The sequence below is a fragment of the Halomonas sp. N3-2A genome (assembly GCF_002216165.1).
In the GTDB taxonomy this organism is placed as follows: domain Bacteria; phylum Pseudomonadota; class Gammaproteobacteria; order Pseudomonadales; family Halomonadaceae; genus Vreelandella.
This window is the reverse complement of sequence record NZ_CP022286.1, coordinates 2,764,268-2,780,858: the sequence shown is the minus strand read 5'-3', so window position 1 is coordinate 2,780,858 and position 16,591 is coordinate 2,764,268. Positions and strand designations below refer to the sequence as shown.

The 16,591-nt window shown below is 51.1% G+C and carries 19 protein-coding genes; 17 read left to right on the top strand and 2 right to left on the bottom strand.

Annotation, left to right across the window (positions count from 1 at the left end; genetic code table 11):
- Nucleotides 1–16: 16 nt before the first annotated feature.
- From rpsR to CEK60_RS13005, 6 genes are all read left to right on the top strand, one after another.
- Entirely contained in the window at nt 17–244 is a 228-nt protein-coding gene (gene rpsR / locus CEK60_RS13030; RefSeq protein ID WP_009097135.1) for a 30S ribosomal protein S18, read from the top strand.
- A gap of 12 nt (nt 245–256) precedes the next feature.
- Nucleotides 257–1,108, top strand: coding sequence for a hypothetical protein (locus CEK60_RS13025; protein WP_089039381.1), 852 nt, complete (start codon nt 257–259; stop codon nt 1,106–1,108).
- Nucleotides 1,109–1,123: 15 nt separating this feature from the next.
- Nucleotides 1,124–1,570 (top strand): 50S ribosomal protein L9, encoded by a 447-nt coding sequence (gene rplI, locus CEK60_RS13020; RefSeq protein WP_038476968.1) that lies wholly within the window; start codon nt 1,124–1,126, stop codon nt 1,568–1,570.
- A 219-nt stretch (nt 1,571–1,789) separates the two neighbouring features.
- Nucleotides 1,790–3,178, top strand: coding sequence for a replicative DNA helicase (gene dnaB / locus CEK60_RS13015; RefSeq protein ID WP_009721684.1), 1,389 nt, complete (start codon nt 1,790–1,792; stop codon nt 3,176–3,178).
- Nucleotides 3,179–3,244: 66 nt separating this feature from the next.
- Complete coding sequence (locus CEK60_RS13010; RefSeq protein WP_009721685.1) at nt 3,245–3,538, top strand: hypothetical protein; 294 nt, start codon at nt 3,245–3,247, stop codon at nt 3,536–3,538.
- Between the two features lie 140 nt (nt 3,539–3,678).
- On the top strand, nt 3,679–3,981 hold the full coding sequence (locus CEK60_RS13005) for a DUF6482 family protein (protein WP_038476962.1): 303 nt from the start codon (nt 3,679–3,681) through the stop codon (nt 3,979–3,981).
- Nucleotides 3,982–4,013: 32 nt separating this feature from the next.
- On the opposite strand, the gene CEK60_RS13000 is transcribed toward CEK60_RS13005, so the two are convergent.
- On the bottom strand, nt 4,014–4,412 hold the full coding sequence (locus CEK60_RS13000) for a thiol-disulfide oxidoreductase DCC family protein (protein ID WP_089039380.1): 399 nt from the start codon (nt 4,410–4,412) through the stop codon (nt 4,014–4,016).
- Nucleotides 4,409–5,989, bottom strand: a complete 1,581-nt coding sequence (locus tag CEK60_RS12995) for a cryptochrome/photolyase family protein (protein WP_089039379.1) — start codon at nt 5,987–5,989, stop codon at nt 4,409–4,411. Before CEK60_RS12995 ends, CEK60_RS13000 begins: the two co-directional genes overlap by 4 nt.
- A gap of 112 nt (nt 5,990–6,101) precedes the next feature.
- On the opposite strand from CEK60_RS12995, the gene hemH reads away from it, so the two are divergent.
- The 11 genes from hemH (at nt 6,102) to CEK60_RS12940 (ending at nt 16,516) form a co-directional block, all read left to right on the top strand.
- Entirely contained in the window at nt 6,102–7,181 is a 1,080-nt protein-coding gene (gene hemH / locus CEK60_RS12990; protein WP_089039378.1) for a ferrochelatase, read from the top strand.
- Nucleotides 7,182–7,396: 215 nt separating this feature from the next.
- Nucleotides 7,397–9,763 carry a putative monovalent cation/H+ antiporter subunit A gene (locus CEK60_RS12985; protein WP_089039377.1) on the top strand — a complete coding sequence of 789 codons (2,367 nt, stop codon included), beginning with the start codon at nt 7,397–7,399 and terminating at the stop codon, nt 9,761–9,763.
- Nucleotides 9,756–10,187 (top strand): Na+/H+ antiporter subunit B, encoded by a 432-nt coding sequence (locus tag CEK60_RS12980; RefSeq protein WP_089039376.1) that lies wholly within the window; start codon nt 9,756–9,758, stop codon nt 10,185–10,187. Before CEK60_RS12985 ends, CEK60_RS12980 begins: the two co-directional genes overlap by 8 nt.
- 18 nt (nt 10,188–10,205) lie before the next feature.
- Entirely contained in the window at nt 10,206–10,553 is a 348-nt protein-coding gene (locus CEK60_RS12975) for a Na+/H+ antiporter subunit C (RefSeq protein WP_009721692.1), read from the top strand.
- Nucleotides 10,550–12,151, top strand: a complete 1,602-nt coding sequence (locus CEK60_RS12970; RefSeq protein WP_089039375.1) for a Na+/H+ antiporter subunit D — start codon at nt 10,550–10,552, stop codon at nt 12,149–12,151. The genes CEK60_RS12975 and CEK60_RS12970 overlap by 4 nt, the downstream gene beginning before the upstream one ends.
- Nucleotides 12,148–12,621 (top strand): Na+/H+ antiporter subunit E, encoded by a 474-nt coding sequence (locus CEK60_RS12965; protein WP_089039374.1) that lies wholly within the window; start codon nt 12,148–12,150, stop codon nt 12,619–12,621. The genes CEK60_RS12970 and CEK60_RS12965 overlap by 4 nt, the downstream gene beginning before the upstream one ends.
- A complete protein-coding gene (locus CEK60_RS12960) occupies nt 12,621–12,890 on the top strand; it encodes a monovalent cation/H+ antiporter complex subunit F (protein ID WP_089039373.1) in 270 nt (89 codons plus the stop codon). The genes CEK60_RS12965 and CEK60_RS12960 overlap by 1 nt, the downstream gene beginning before the upstream one ends.
- On the top strand, nt 12,883–13,287 hold the full coding sequence (gene mnhG / locus CEK60_RS12955) for a monovalent cation/H(+) antiporter subunit G (protein WP_038476932.1): 405 nt from the start codon (nt 12,883–12,885) through the stop codon (nt 13,285–13,287). Before CEK60_RS12960 ends, mnhG begins: the two co-directional genes overlap by 8 nt.
- Nucleotides 13,288–13,528: 241 nt before the next feature.
- Nucleotides 13,529–13,729, top strand: a complete 201-nt coding sequence (locus CEK60_RS12950) for a DUF2256 domain-containing protein (RefSeq protein ID WP_332459871.1) — start codon at nt 13,529–13,531, stop codon at nt 13,727–13,729.
- The gene (locus CEK60_RS12945) at nt 13,713–15,134 is read left to right on the top strand and encodes a DASH family cryptochrome (protein WP_089039372.1); all 1,422 of its coding nucleotides are present in this window, start codon (nt 13,713–13,715) and stop codon (nt 15,132–15,134) included. Before CEK60_RS12950 ends, CEK60_RS12945 begins: the two co-directional genes overlap by 17 nt.
- 125 nt (nt 15,135–15,259) lie before the next feature.
- Complete coding sequence (locus CEK60_RS12940) at nt 15,260–16,516, top strand: lytic murein transglycosylase (RefSeq protein ID WP_089039371.1); 1,257 nt, start codon at nt 15,260–15,262, stop codon at nt 16,514–16,516.
- Nucleotides 16,517–16,591: the final 75 nt, after the last annotated feature.

The following is a 16,591-nucleotide window of genomic DNA, read 5'->3' as shown; positions in this document are numbered from 1 at the left end:
TTTAAGGAGCTAGTCCATGGCACGTTTTTTCCGTCGCCGTAAGTTTTGCCGCTTCACTGCTGAAGGCGTCAAGCAGATCGACTACAAAGATCTCGATACGCTGAAGGCTTACATCACCGAAACCGGCAAGATCGTTCCGAGCCGTATTACCGGCACCAAAGCACGCTATCAGCGTCAGTTGGCGACTGCTATCAAGCGTTCGCGTTACTTGGCACTGCTGCCCTACTCCGATAGCCATCAGTAAGCGTTTAACGTGATGCTGGCACTGGCGAGATGGCTCATGCGGAGCACGCCCTATGCCATTGGCGGGGCGGCGTTAGCGACGCTAGTGCCTTGGCTGTTCTGGTTAGGGGCAGCCATCGCCGCGCTAGTTACCTTGCGTAAAGGTTTTGCACCTGCGCTGCCGGTAATTATCGCTGCTGCACTACCTGCGGGGTTCTGGTGGTCTCAAGGTGACGTCATTCCACTTGCTAGCGTGCTGCTAGTAACGCTGATGGCAGTCATCCTGCGTGAGAGGATGCGTTGGAGTGAAGCGTTAATCGTTGGCGCATTGGCGGCAGCGGTTATGGTTCAACTCGGCATTTTTATACCGCCAGGTGGAACAGAGTTGATGCTGGAGCAACTGCGAGCAAGCTCTACCGAGATTGATCGCATGCTGACAGAGTTTGCTAACCAAGGTATTGATGCACCGACGCTTGCCGCTATGGTGATCGGTGGTGTAACAGGCTTGGTGGTATTGTTGGCCGCTATTGCGTGTTTGGCTTTGGCGCGAAGCTGGCAAGCTGGGCTTTATAACCCAGGCGGTTTCCGCGAAGAGTTTCACGCACTGCGCCTATCGCCCAAAGAGCTGGCTGTTTTAGTCGTGCTTGGTGTGGGAGGTATGGTGTTGGGAGCGCACGCTCTGGCAATGCTTGGTTGGATTCCACTGCTGGTAGCTGGCATTGCGCTAGTGCATGGGTTTATTGGAATAAAGGGGATGAACGGGCTGTGGCTGGTGGCATTTTATGTGCTGCTGATCACGACCTGGCCCACGATTCTCATTGTGCTGCTGTTGGGGCTGATTGATACATTCGCGAACGTTCGCGCACGCCTTGCCCGCAGCAACTGACAAGAGGTTTACGAGATGGAAGTCATTCTGCTCGACAACATTGGTAAGCTGGGCGGCCTGGGTGACAAAGTCACTGTAAAGCCCGGTTATGGTCGTAACTATTTGGTTCCTTACGGCCTAGCCGTGCCGGCAACCAAAGATAACGTTGAAGCATTCAAAGCCCAGCGTGCTGAGCTTGAAGCCCAAGCCGCTGAGCGTAAAGCAGAAGCTGAAGCGCGTGCTGAGCAGCTTAACGACATCGAATTGTCGTTGGTTTCTAAAGCAGGCGATGAAGGCAAACTGTTCGGTTCTATCGGTCCTCGTGACTTGGCCGACGCTATTTCCTCTGCTGGCATCGAAGTTGCCAAGAGCGAAGTACGTATGCCGCAAGGTCCGATTCGCCAAACTGGCGAATACGACATCGCTCTACACCTGCATGCAGAAGTAGATGCTGTTGTTCGCGTGGTTGTTGTCGCAGAGTAAACGCTCTCGCCAACGCTGACGCCTCAAAGGGCGCGGGTCTTCCCGCGCCCTTTGTCTTTTTAATCTAAACCGTCCTAAGCGCGGTCAAAAACGTTTGAGGTGTGGGTCGAATTTTTTTGAACGTCGCTTGGCGTAGATAGGTCGCTTATGGTGGGTTTGAGATTGTCCCGCTAAGATAGTCATCGTAATTGGCTACGCTTTATGATTAAGGAGCTCACTATGCAGGACCAGCCTTCTGCTGATCAGGAAACGGCAGCGATAAAGCTGCCGCCGCACTCTCTTGAGGCGGAGCAGTCGGTGCTAGGTGGGCTAATGTTGGATAATCAGGCCTGGGACAATGTCTCGGAACGGTTGGTGGCGGATGATTTTTACCGCTATGAGCATCGCTTGGTATTCAATGTGATGATTCATTTGGCCGAATCCGGGCAGCCGCTGGACGTTATAACGCTGTCAGAGGCATTAGAAGCGCGTGATCAGTTGGATACGGTGGGCGGCTTGGCATTCTTGGCTGAGCTGGCTCGCAATACGCCTTCTGCCAGTAATATTCGTGCTTATGCGGATATCGTTCGCGAGCGAGCAACGCTGCGTAAATTAATCCGTGCGGCCAATCAAATTGCTGACGGAGCGTTTTCGCCCCAGGGGCGGCCTGCTGACGAGCTGCTGAATGAAGCGGAGCGATTAGTCTTTCAGATTGCCGAAGAGCGGCCGAAAACGGGCGGTCCTATCGGTATGAGTGAACTGCTAACCAAAGCCGTTGATCGTATTGATGAGCTGTTCAATCTAAAGGGTGAAATGACAGGGCTCTCCTCGGGGTTTCGTGACCTCGATGAAATGACCTCAGGCTTACAGCCCTCAGATTTGGTGATTATCGCGGGCCGCCCGTCAATGGGTAAAACCACGTTTGCCATGAATCTCGTAGAGCATGCGGTTATTGCTAGCGATAAGCCGGTGATGGTGTTCTCCATGGAGATGCCTGCAGAATCTCTGATGCTGCGTATGCTCTCTTCGTTGGGTCGGATTGATCAAACCCGTGTGCGTTCGGGGCAGTTGGAAGATGAAGATTGGCCGCGGCTGACATCAGCGGTCAACCTGCTCAAAGACAAGCAGCTATTTATCGATGATACTGCGGCGCTTTCGCCTAATGAAATGCGCTCACGCCTGCGTAGAGTGGTGCGGGAGCACGGCAATATGGCGCTGATCATGATTGACTATCTGCAGTTAATGCAGATCCCCGGCTTTTCTGAAAACCGTACCGGTGAGATATCGGAGATTTCCCGCTCGCTGAAAGGGCTAGCAAAAGAGTTTCAATGCCCTGTTGTAGCTCTTTCACAGCTTAACCGTTCGTTGGAGCAGCGCCCCAATAAGCGTCCTGTCATGTCGGATCTGCGGGAATCCGGCGCGATTGAGCAGGATGCTGACGTCATTGCGTTTGTTTACCGAGATGAGGTGTATAACCCTGACAATCCTGACAACCAAGGGATTGCCGAGCTGATTATAGGTAAACAGCGTAACGGGCCTATCGGTACGGTACATATGGCCTTTATTGGTAAATACACACGCTTCGAAGACCTTGCGCCCGATAGCTATGGCGAAGCGTTCGGCGATTAACTTGAGCGTTAGGGGGGAGAACGTATAATGCTCCTCCCCGACCAAGCAGATAGACAGGAGTAGCAAATGGCAGGTGGTTTTAGACGTGGTAACCGTAAGCGTCTTCCTAAGCTGGAAGGCCGTGGGGAACTGCAGTCACTAGAGCGAGAAGGGCCATTTAAAGAGTGGTTGGGAATGCCTGACCTCTACCGTTACTTCCTGGTAGTTGAAGGGGAAAAATATAGCTACCAAACTGAAGATTCAGAACTGCCGGTAACGGTAGGCGATAAAGTGGTTTTCCGTTACAAGGAAACTAAAGGCGGTAACTGGATAGATCGCAATTCGTTAGGTAAAGCAATCGACCCCTCTGAGTATCAATAATTCGACGAATAAGTTGACGTTTTGGTCAGGAACTCTTTTGTGATGTTGCCGTCATAGGCAGTTAGTGCCAAGGTAATAAAATTGTCATGGGGTGTCGTCATGCTGTGCCCCATGATGATGAACAATCACAGGAGGGAACCATGGAACTTAAAGAACTGAAGCAATTTGTTGCGGGTCACGATAATTTTGAAATACGCGTTATCACGCATTCGGGCAGCCGCTTTTATCAACTAGAGCTTGAAGATGTAGAGGGCGAGCGGCATATGTTGACCCAGCGCGGTAAGCCAATGCTGTTTCGCTCGCTAGATGATGTTTATCTTGAGCTAAAGCGTGCTGGGATTCACCGTGCTTACTTAGTGCAGCATGTGCCCCAGGATGAAGTGATTGGACGCGATGCTCATTACAGTTCGCCGTTAACATCACGTATGCCGCTAGTGTTTTAACACTACAAACATTGCAACATCCTATGGCGTCCTCACTTGTTTGCGTGACGCTTCTCCCACCACCGCCCTAGCCGAACACGGCGACGGGCAAAAAAACGATAGCCTGCATCCATTACTCCTCGCAGGCCTGGTAAGCAAGAAAGCCATACTAGCCACCGGTAGCCCAGTACCGCATAGAGGGCCCGGCTGGCATCCATCCCGATATACCAATTTCCTTGGCTATCTTTGACATGCAGTAGCCCCATCATATCGTCAAATCTGCGCCCTATATCGGCTGCATTGAAATCACGACGCTGAATATCCACGAGTGCGACACGTTCTTGATGGCGATGCTTTGCAAGCCAAGCGACTTCCACGCGGCAGAAAGGGCAGTGGCCATCATGATATAGCGTGACAGGTGACGTTGCGTGCAGCGTAGAGAAACGACTCATTGGGTATCCTTTGATAGATAGCCTTGTGTGTGGCAGGTCTGGCCGTAGCCTGGACTGGTGGGTAGCGAGGCAAGAAACTGTTCAGCCTGTTGACGCATCGCGTCACGCTTTTCATCTGTCATGCGAGAGAGTGAGCCATAGATCAGCTTCATACGCGGATTGCGGTTCAGCTGTTCAGCGTTGGTTTCCAGAAAATGCCAGTAAAGGCTGTTAAACGGACACGCCTTTGGACCTGTTACCTGTTTTGGAGAGTAGCGGCAGTGCTGGCAGTGGTCAGACATTTTGTCGATATATTTGCCTGAAGCGCAGTAAGGTTTGGAGCCCATTAAACCGCCGTCAGCGTGCAGTACCATGCCTAAGGTGTTGGGCAGCTCTACCCATTCGCAGGCATCGGTATACACCGCTAGATACCAGTCACACAGCGCTTCAGGCTTAACACCACATAGCAGGGCAAAGTTGCCGGTTACCATCAAGCGCTGAATATGGTGGGCGTAACTGTTGTCGATAGTCATTTGGATAGCGCGCTGTAAGCAGCGCATATCGGTATTGCCATCCCAGTAAAATGCCGGTAATTCACGTTTAAACCCAAGCCGGTTCTCATGCTTATAAGCTGGCATTTGTGTCCAATAAAGCCCTCGAACATACTCTCGCCAACCGAGTATTTGACGAATGAATCCTTCAACTGCATTGATAGGCGCATGACCTGTTAGATAGCGCTGCTCAGCGGCTTCACAGACTTCGTGAGGTGTTAGCAGGCCGATATTGAGCGCCGCCGACAGTCTGGAGTGAAAAAGGAACGGCTCTTTATCGCTAATCGCATCTTGGTAGCGCCCAAAGTCGGCCAACCCATGGTCAAGGAAGTGGTTTAAATCCACCAGCGCCTGTCGGCGGGTGACGGGAAGGTTGAAGTTATCCAGGGATCCCATGTGTTCGCTAAAATGCTGCTTGGCATCATTGAGCGCTTCCTGGGTCAGCGCATCTTGGCGATGGGTGGGAGGCGATGGGAAGCTGAGCGTTGCTTGAATCGGCTCACGGTTGTCGTGATCAAAGTTCCATTTTCCTCCGGCAGGTGTATCGCCCTCCATTAGTAGCCCAGTTCGTTTGCGCTGCTCCCGATAGAAATACTCCAGACGAAGCTGTTTACGTCCTTTAGCCCAGTTGGCAAAGTCATCAGGTGAGCTGAAAAAGCGATCATCTTCGATCACTTTCCAGGGTAGGGTGGCTGCTTGGCGCTGCTGCATAGCATTCCAAAGTCGCCATTCACCAGGTCTTGCTACACGCACTTCATGGCAACCGTACTGAATGGCAATACGTTCAGCTTCCGTGATGAGTGACTGGGTATTGTCAGCATCATCAATACGGCTGTAGTGAACGTTGTAGCCTTTATCGCGCAGCGCCTGAGCAAAGTGCCGCATGGCGGCCATGAATAAGCCGATTTTATGTATATGGTGAGGCACATAGCGCGCTTCTTCGGCGACCTCGCAAAGAGCGATGACTGCGTCAGTTGGCGCATTGCGCAGGGTTGCCAATGAAAGCGAAAGCTGATCACCAAGGACTAATAGTAAAGGCTTCGACATGAGTTTGCCTATAGTTATACAAATAATGTTGATAGTATAACTTTATGCCGCAGCTTTGCCGAAAAGTGTTAAGATTTTGCCAACTGTTTAAAACATCTGAGGAGTTAGCGACATGGTCGATAGCGTTGTAAAAGATCAGCCGGGCGAAGGGCGCTTGGTCCATGCGCCAAGTGACCATCCTGCCGTTCCCCCTGCAAAAGTCGGCGTGGTGTTGGCTAACTTGGGCACCCCGGACGCAACCGACTATTGGTCTATGCGGCGCTACCTTAGCGAGTTTTTGTCCGATAAGCGTGTTGTTGATTACGCTAATTGGAAGTGGCAGCCGCTTTTACAACTAATTATTTTGACCAAGCGTCCATTTTCTTCTGGTAACGCTTATAAAAGTATTTGGAACAACGAGAAGAACGAGAGCCCGTTGTTGACCACGACGCGTGCCCAAACTGAAAAAATGGCTGCACGTTTGAAAGCGCTCTACGGCGATAGCATCGAAGTTGATTTCTGTATGCGCTACGGCAATCCGTCAACGGAAAGTGTCCTTAATCGCATGAAAGAGAAGGGCTGTGAGCGGATCGTTTTCTTCCCGCTTTATCCCCAGTACGGCTCGCCTACGACTGCGACGGCAAATGATCAGGCATTCCGTACGCTGATGAAAATGAAGTGGCAGCCCTATATTCGTACGGTGCCCGCTTATTTTGAGCATCTTGCCTATATTCAGGCGCTGGCGAATTCAGTTCAGGAAGCTTACGACGGCTTTGAAACGCGTCCGACGAAACTGGTAGCAAGCTACCACGGTGTCCCCGAACGCTATCTACTAGAAGGTGACCCCTACCATTGTCAGTGTCAGAAAACGACGCGTTTGATGCGTGAAAAACTAGGGCTAAGCAAAGAGGAAGTAGATACCGCCTTTCAGTCGCAGTTTGGCCCAGAAAAGTGGGTTGGCCCGCAAACCGTTGATCATGTGGCTGAACTTGCCAAGCAAGGGCATAAGCATATTGCGATTATGTCGCCTGCCTTCTCTGCTGATTGTGTGGAAACGCTGGAAGAGATTAAAGAAGAGATTCACGATAGTTTCATGGGCGCAGGAGGGGAGACGTTTAGTTATATTCCTTGCCTGAATGATCGAGACGATCACATTGATGCCCTGCTAGCGGTTGTTAACAACGAGTTGGCGGGGTGGCTGTCCGCTTCTTAATAGTGCGTTTTGTCAAAAGCCGCCAAAGTGAACTGCACCCCAAAAGTGCTCAACTAAGGCGGCTTTTTTTATGGGTGACTAGTTTTATAGAAACGTAATCAACCTTGGTATAAGGTTTGTGCATTAATAATCACATTTATTCAACGCTTAGAGCCGTTTGGTCTTGCTACTGCCTTGGGGTTAACTGACACGTTCTTATAGGGAGAAACCACCGGATGCAATTCGCTGTATTAATGGGCTTTGTGCTGGCAGCGTCGTCGCCTTTGCTCAACCGCTGGTTTGGAGAACGGACGAGCCTCGTACTGGCGCTGTTTCCTGCCTTGATGACTGTCTGGCTGTTCAGTCAGGCACCCGCTGTAATGAGTGAAGGGCCATTGCTGTTGGAGTGGTCTTGGGTGCCATCATTAGGCATCAGCTTGAGTTTTCTGCTTGATGGACTGTCACTTTTATTCGGGCTGCTGATTACCGTTATCGGCACTTTCGTATTGATCTATGCCGGTGGTTATCTCAAAGGCCATACGGATATTGCACGCTTTCATTTAGCACTTGTTGCGTTTATGGCCTCTATGTTGGGGCTAGTGCTTGCCGATGGATTGCTTACGCTTTTCGTATTCTGGGAGTTAACCAGCATCACCTCTTATTTGCTGATTGGCTTTAACCATACCGATATTGAGGCAAGAAAATCCGCACGTCAGGGGCTGTTTGTAACGGTTGCCGGTGGTTTGGCGCTGATGGCAGGTCTGGTGCTGTTAGGGGGGGCAAGCGGAAGCTGGTCGTTTTATGAGATTGGCCAAATGGAAAGCGATCTGCGTGAACATTCGCTTTATACCCCGATGCTCATTTGCTTGCTGCTGGGGGCATTCACAAAATCAGCCCAGTTTCCGTTTCATTTTTGGTTACCCAATGCCATGGCTGCGCCAACGCCGGTGTCGGCATACCTCCACTCGGCCACCATGGTCAAAGCGGGTATTTACTTGCTGGCGCGCTTACACCCTGAGTTGGGTGGCACAGCGCTCTGGGTCGGAATACTGTCGGTCGTCGGTGCGATGACCATGCTGACAGGTGCCTTCTTAGCGATTCATCACACCAATATTAAAAAGCTACTGGCTTATTCCACCATTATGGCGCTTGGCACGCTAACTATGTTGCTGGGCATTGGTTCTGAGTACGCCATGACGGCATTTGTAACGTTCTTGCTTGCCCACTCAATGTACAAAGGGGCACTGTTTATGGTCGCTGGTATTCTGGACCATGAGACAGGCACCAAAGATGTCACCGCAATGGGCGGCTTGAGATCTGCCATGCCAATCACTGCGGTGATTGCTTTTGTCGCGGCACTGTCGTTGGCAGGCGTGCCGCCGCTATTGGGTTTCATTGGTAAAGAGCTAATGCTAGAGGCAGCGCTGGGGGCGGAGCGCTTCAATATGTTGTTAGTCCTGTTTGCTTTCCTGGCTGCTATTTTGACGATTGCAGTGGCTGCCATTATCGCCTTCCGCCCCTTCTATGGTCGGCAAATTGAAACACCCAAAACACCCAAAACACCCCATGAAGCGCCTTTTAGTATGTTGATTGGGCCCGCTGTATTGGCGCTTGGTTCACTTGTGTTAGGGCTGGCACCAGCCATGCTTGGTGCTGATGCGCTGCTTACGTCAGCGGTGACAGCGGTGGTAGGTGAGCCGCTGCAAGTGTCATTATCGCTTTGGTATGGCATCAATATGGCGCTGATCATGTCGATTGCCAGCCTTGGGCTAGGCTTTTTACTGTTTAAGCGCTGGGATGGTGTGCGTAGCAAGCTGGCAATGCTGGCACCAGTGATGCGGCATGGCCCCGAAGCGGGTTACGAAGGTTTAATGAACGGTATTGTGCGCTTTTCTGAATGGCAAACACGCCTGCTGCAAAACGGTTATATGCGCAACTATATTCTCGTCATGCTGGTGGTGCTGATTGCCTTGATTGGCAACTCAATACTTGTGCGCCATGCGCCTCAACTGGCGCTGACGCTGGACGTGCGCTTCCATGAGGTAATTGTCGCTGGCACCATGGTGATGGGGGCTTTGTTTGCCACTATTTCTCGTTCACGCCTTGGTGCTGTGGTATCGGTCGGCATTATGGGGTTCTCGATTGCGCTGATTTTTATTCTCTTTAGTGCACCTGACTTAGGCATTACCCAACTGTTGGTTGAGACCATGACCGTTATCTTGTTGGTCTTAGTGCTCTTCCGCTTGCCGCGCTTTTCAAACCTTTCCACAACCTTGGAACGTATTCGTGACGGCGCAGTGGCCGCAATGATGGGGGTATTGATTTTTCTACTGATTATGACCGCTTGGAGCATTAATCAGTTTGAGCCTATTTCAATGTACATGGTAGAGAACAGTGCGCCCCTGGCTTATGGTCGCAACATCGTTAACGTCATTTTGGTGGACTATCGGGCACTCGATACGCTAGGCGAAATGTTTGTGCTTGCACTTGCTGCTATAGGGGTTATCGCCATGCTTAAACTGCGCCACGACGACAATGAAAGCAAATCAGTAGAAGGCGAAAACGGCGAGAAAGCCAGTGTTAAGGAGCCGTACGATGGTTAAATCCGGCACCATTATTCTCAACACTGCGGCGCGGTTTTTGATGCCGCTACAACTGATGTTTTCAATTTTCCTATTGCTGCGTGGGCACGATGAGCCCGGTGGTGGATTTATTGCTGGGCTAGTAGCAGCAGGGGCTTTCACGCTTTACCTGTTTGCCTTTGGCGTTAGTGCCACCAAAGAGGTGCTGCGTATGGTCGACCCCCGTGACTTAATTGGGGCTGGGCTGTTGCTGGGCATGGTTTCAATCGTACCTGCTTGGTTCATGGGCCAGCCGTTTTTAACCGCTCAGTGGTGGACTATCCCCGTGATCGATTTTAAAGCATCGACACCGCTTATTTTCGATGTAGGGGTGTACTTTGCCGTTCTTGGCTCGGTGATGGGAATGGTGATGGCGCTGATGGAGGTGGATAAGGATGAACCCTAATGCATCAGGAGGCCCTGTATGGAACCGCTAATGGCACTAGCAATTGGGCTACTTTACGCCGCCGCAATCTTTATGATGTTACGTCGCTCTATCGTGAAATTGGTGATTGGTCTGCTGCTGCTGTCGAACGCTGCTAATTTGCTGATTTTCACTACCGCAGGCATGACGCGCGGCGCCCCACCATTAATACCGGAAGGTATGCTACAGCCGTTAGGTGAAGTAGCCGACCCGCTGCCTCAAGCTGTTGTATTGACGGCGATTGTCATTGCATTTGGGGTGCTGGCATTTGCTGTTGTGTTAATTCGCCGTGCCTACGAAATTGTAAAAGCAGATGATCTGGACAAAATGAAGGATACCGACACGTGAGGCCTGAAGTTGCACTGCCCGTCCTATTGCCACTGCTTTCTGGCGCACTGTCATTACTTTTTTGGCGCTCTCGACCCGTTCAACGTTTCATTGCGGTAGCAGGTAATGTCGCGCTGCTACTGGTGAGTGTATGGCTATTTGTCGCCGTGTTAGCTGATGGTTACATCACTATGCAGATGGGCAGTTGGCCAGCTCCGTTTGGGATTACGCTCATTGCCGATATGTTGAGTGCCGTTATGATTTTAATGACGGGCATTATTGGTTTGGCAATGGGGATTTATTCGCTGGCCACCACAGGGCGGGGGCATGAAAAATTTGGCTATTACCCGCTGATGCATTTGTTGTTAGCAGGTGTGGCAGGGGCCTTTTTAACCGGTGATATCTTCAATTTGTATGTTTGGTTTGAGGTTATGCTGGTGGCGTCGTTTGCGCTGTTGATTCTGGGCGGTGAACGGGCGCAGATGGAAGGCGCAATTAAATACGTCACGTTGAACCTGTTGGCTTCGGTGATTTTTTTAACGGCTGTGGGGCTACTGTATGGCACGGTAGGCACGCTAAACATGGCCGACATTGCGCTGCGTATGGACGAGGCCGAGCACAGCGGAATGGTCGAAGTGCTTGCCGTTATGTTTATGGTAGCTTTTGGTATTAAAGCAGCCGCTTTTCCGCTCTTTTTCTGGCTGCCTGCTTCTTATCACACGCCGCCAGTAGCGGTATCGGCGTTGTTTGCTGGTCTGCTGACAAAGGTGGGGGTGTATTCGTTGTTCCGCGTGTTCACGCTTATTTTTGACCAAACGATGGGGTATCTGCAGGACATTATGCTTTGGGGCGCTGTGTTGACGATGGTGACCGGCGTGCTTGGCGCTGCCGCTCAGTATGAGTTCCGGCGGATCCTCTCATTTCACATTGTGAGCCAGATTGGCTACATGATCCTTGGTTTGGCGCTGTATACACCGCTGGCGATTGCAGGCGGTGTGTTTGCTATCGTGCACAACATTATTGTTAAAACGAACCTGTTCCTAATCAGCGGTATTACCCACCGTTTGCAAGGCACTTATCAGCTTAAGAAGATGGGAGGACTTTACCGAGAACGCCCTTGGTTAGCCGTGGCGTTTTTTATCTCAGCGTTTTCGCTGGCGGGCATTCCGCCGCTATCGGGATTCTTTGCCAAGTTTGTGCTGGTTCGTGCTGGCCTGGAGGCGGAGGCGTATGTAGCAACAGGTTTTGCGTTGGCAGTAGGGCTCATGACACTTTATTCCATGGTGAAAATTTGGAATGACGTGTTTTGGAAAGCGTTGCCAGAAGAAAATAAAGTGCCCGCCTCACAAACCTCCGTCGGTGATGATGGTCGATTACTAAAACCAAGCCTGTGGATGATGTATACGCCCGTCGCTGTGCTGGCCATGATGTCGTTGTTAATCGGTGTTTTCGCAGAAGCCATCATGCAGGTGATGATGCTTATTGGTGATCAGCTAATGTCCCCATCAGGTTATATTGAAGCTGTGCTGGGCGTCTCTGCTAGTGCTGAAGATGCGCTGCTTGACCGGGGTGAGTTGCAGGCGGAGCAAATAGGTGACCGTGCGGAGGACGCCCCATGACTGGTGCGATTTGGAACCTTCTGCTCGGGCTAGCCTGGGTGCTATTAAGTGGCGATTTTTCCGGGCTTAATCTGCTAGTTGGGATGATCTTTGGCTATATTGCGTTGCTGTTAATTGAGCCTCAAGTCGATGCACTGAAAGGCTACCCCGCTCGTGTGCCACGAATTGTTGGTTTTATTGGTTTTTTTATTAAGGAGTTGGTGCGGGCAAACCTGCGCGTCGCCTTCGACATAGTGACCCCTCCCTGGCACATGAAGCCCGGCGTTATTGCGCTACCTCTTTCTGCACGCACGGAAATGGAAATTACGATCGTCGCTAACCTGATTTCGCTGACGCCGGGCACGTTGAGCCTTGATGTCTCTGACGATCGAAAGGTGCTCTATATCCACGCGATGTTTTTGGATAATGAAGAAGAGCTTCGAAATAACTTAAAAGAGATGGAGCACCGTGCATTGGAGCTATTTCGTTAATGGATACCGTTATTCTGATAAGCCAGATAATTATGGCGCTGGCGCTTGTACTGACCTTCGTACGTGTCGTTCGTGGCCCTAGCTTACCTGATCGTGTTGTTGCGCTTGAATTGTTTTCCACTACCGTGGTGGGGCTGGTGGGTGTTTATGCTATTCAGTCGGGGGTAGCGAGTTTTCTAGATGCGGCAATCGTGATCGCTCTGATGGGCTTTTTAGCCGCGATTGGGTTTGCGCGCTATCTGGAACGAGGGGGGCCGCGAGATGATTGAATTTATCAAAGGCGCGCTGTTGATAACGGGGTCAAGCTTTATGTTGCTGGCGGCCATCGGTTTGTTGCGGCTACCGGATCTGCTGACTCGCATGCACGCAACTACTAAGGCTGCAGCGCTTGGTGTTATTTTAATCATGCTTGCCTCGGCCATGCACTTTGCTGAAGTTGGGGTGGTTGCGCGCTCGTTCGCGATTATTGTGTTTATTTTAATAACGGCACCGATTGCTGCCCATGTGATTGGTAGGGCGGGTTACTTTGTTGGTTCGCGCCTCTGGAGTGGTACTGTTAAGGATGAACTGAGACCCAATTATGACCCGCTTACTCATGAGCTTAAAAGTGGCCTAGAAACCCATGAAAATGCCAAACGGCATCCCCGCGCCACAGACCCGGACTGACGGCAATTTGCTAACTTTCCCCATGCGGACACGTCTGCTCGAAAAGCCATCCACACGGATGGCTTTTTTATTTGCAGTGCTTTGGGGAAAAGCTATAGAGATAAGCGTGAAAAAAATCGGCTAAACAGTAGGGAAGGAGGCTCATGGGAAAGCATGACGTTGAAAACACGCGTGCCTATTTGTGTACAATAGTTATACTGTGAAGGATTGTATGTCTATGTTTTTGACGCATGGCGTGTAAATGTTAGCTAGCGAGATGGAGTCTATGCAACGTAAGCAGGATTTACCGCAAAAAGACTGTGTTCAATGCCAGCGTCCTTTTACTTGGCGGAAAAAGTGGGCGCGTTGCTGGGGTGAAGTGCGCTATTGCAGTGAACGCTGCCGTCGCGAAGCCAAACAGTCCAACGCACCAAGGAGGCAAATGCATGAGCATCACGACTGATATTGTATGGCTTCAGGATAATTTGCGGATAGCTGATAACCCCTTGTTGCATTTTGATTCCCCTCCTGAACAGCTGCTTTGTCTCTATGTGCTAGACCAGCGATGGTTTGAAAGTTCGATTACGGGTGATGCTTCTCCTAGGCTGGGGCCCGCTCGGCTACGCTTTTTATGGCAAAGTTTGATGGAGCTACGAGGCGAACTGCTGCAGCGTGGCAGTGATTTGCTAGTTCGCATCGGTGATCCTGCCAGTATCGTGCTAGACACTGCTGCCATGCTTGGTGCAAGAGAAGTACGTGTGGCAGCGCATTCTGGGTATGAAGAGTCACAGCATATTGCGCGGGTCGCTGACCAACTCCCATCGGCCTGTCAGTTATGTTGTGCTGATAGCGGTTATTTAATTGCCGAAGACGAGCTTCCCTTTGCATTGAATGAGTTGCCGCCCAGCTTTTCGGCATTTCGGCGACGTGTTGAAAAGCATTGTACGTTTTTAGCGCCCCTGCCAGCGCCAGTGACACTGCCACCCTGGCCAGAATCTGCTCCCCGAGGATTTCCCCCCCTTAAAGTAGTATGCAAAGAGAGTGCCGGCTGGCAGCCCGATAAGCGGCAGGGCTTTGTGTTTGTTGGCGGGGAGGCGGCGGCAAGCGATCGTTTTCAGCAGTATCTATGGCGGCAAAACGGCGCGGAATCTTATAAGACAACCCGTAATGGTTTGCTGGGCGCCAATTTTTCCACACGTTTTTCTCCTTGGCTGGCGCGTGGCTGCTTATCTGCGCGCCAAGTGTGTGAAGAAGTAAAAAACTGGGAGGCCATTCATGGGAGCTGCGAATCAAGTTATTGGATAATTTTCGAATTAATGTGGCGAGATTACTTCCATCGAGCGGCTCAGGTGGACGGTGCGGCATTATTTGGTTATGAAGAGTTACCGCCCGCTAACAGTGCATTTGATGCGTGGCGCAACGCGACAACCGGCGTGCCGTTTATAGATGCTGCCATGCTAGAACTGAAGGTTAGCGGGTGGATATCTAACCGAGCGCGTCAAAATGCCGCCAGTTTCCTAGTGAAAGATCTCAACGTCGATTGGCGCCTTGGTGCATCGTGGTTTGAGCACTGCCTGATTGATTACGATGTAGCGAGTAACTGGGGCAACTGGCGTTATATTGCCGGTATTGGTCGTGATCCCCGTCAAGACCGTTACTTTAATGTACTGAAACAAGCAGGGCATTATGATCCAAACGGGCTTTACGTTGCCTATTGGCTGCCTGAGCTGACGTCGCTGCCGTTAGGAATGGAGCGCCACCAACCCTGGCGGGTAGCGCCTGCTAAGTTTGATGCACCATGCGTAGAGCCAGCCGAGTGGCAGCGTTGGCTAGTGGCTACAACGGAACTTCAAGAAACGGATGAGTAATGTTCTTCTTGGAAATAGACGATGGTGCCCGAAAGATAGGCTATGCAATGTGACTAGGGCTAGCATCTACGCTGTTTCTGAGCCATTATCGGAATCACGCCAAGGATTGCCAAGAGATTAATGCTATGTCTTTGAAAGTTAAAGGTCCACTGAGTATTCGCCCCGCCTTGTATTTATCGTTTGCACTAGCAACATGCAGTGGAGCATTAAGCACTAATGCAGTCGCTAATCAGCAATTGATGAGCGAAGTGGATGCACAAGCGGCAGAACAAGTTAGCTATGCCAACTTTAATCAATGGTTGGCTGATTTTCGTCGCTATGCTGCTCAGCAGGGCATCAGTGAGTCTACTCTTGCCTCCGCTTTTGATGGGCTTCGCTATCGTGAACGAGTCATTGAGCTCGATCAGTATCAGCCAGAGTTTGTTCGTCCCATTTGGCAATACCTAGATACAGCGGTTTCCAGCACACGGATTAATAATGGTTTAGAGAAGCTTGCGGCTAACCGCGATACCGCGCAACAAATGCAGCAACGTTATGGGGTTCCTGCGGAAATCATCGTGGCTATTTGGGGTATCGAAAGTAACTACGGCAGCAATTTTGGTGATTTCTCGACACTTGAGTCATTGGCAACACTTGCTTACGACGGCCGTCGGCGTGATTTTGCACGCAGCGAACTGTTAGCCGCGTTACGTATTATCGACCAAGGCGATATTGCCGCCGAGCAAATGAAAGGCTCCTGGGCGGGTGCCATGGGACATACCCAGTTTATACCCAGCAGTTTTGAAGCATACGCAGTGGATGGCGACAATGATGGCCGTCGAGACATATGGGGCAGTATTCCTGATGTCATGGCTTCTACGGCTAACTATCTTGCCAGGGCAGGTTGGCAGGCCGGTCAGCCCTGGGGAGCCGAGGTGAACTTGCCTGACTCCTTCGATTACTCACAAACGCAACGTCGTAGCAGTGCTGAATGGGCGGCACAAGGCGTTCGCTCATTGAGTGGTGAGCTGCCCTCATTCGATAGCGCTGCGGTCATTGTGCCAGCAGGGGCAAACGGCCCTGCATTTTTGGTAGGACCTAATTTTCGGGCAATTTTGCGCTATAACAACGCAACTAGTTATGCGTTAGCCGTGTCTACCTTGGCGGATGCTATTGCTGGACGTGACGGAATTGCCCAGTCCTGGCCCAGAGATCAGGCGCCACTGACGCGTGATGATGTTCGCACCCTACAGCAACGCCTAAATAATGCTGGATATTCGGTGGGTACTGCGGACGGCATTATGGGGCCTAATACGCGCGAGGGCCTACGTGCTTTTCAGCGTGACCAAGGGCTCACGCCCGATGGCTTTGCCACCCAGGCGTTGTTAGAACGGCTGCGTTAATGTTGCGTTTCGATGAGTCTCTTTAGCGAGTCAAATGTCTCATGCTAGGTAAACTTCTCACCAAGGACGAAAGGT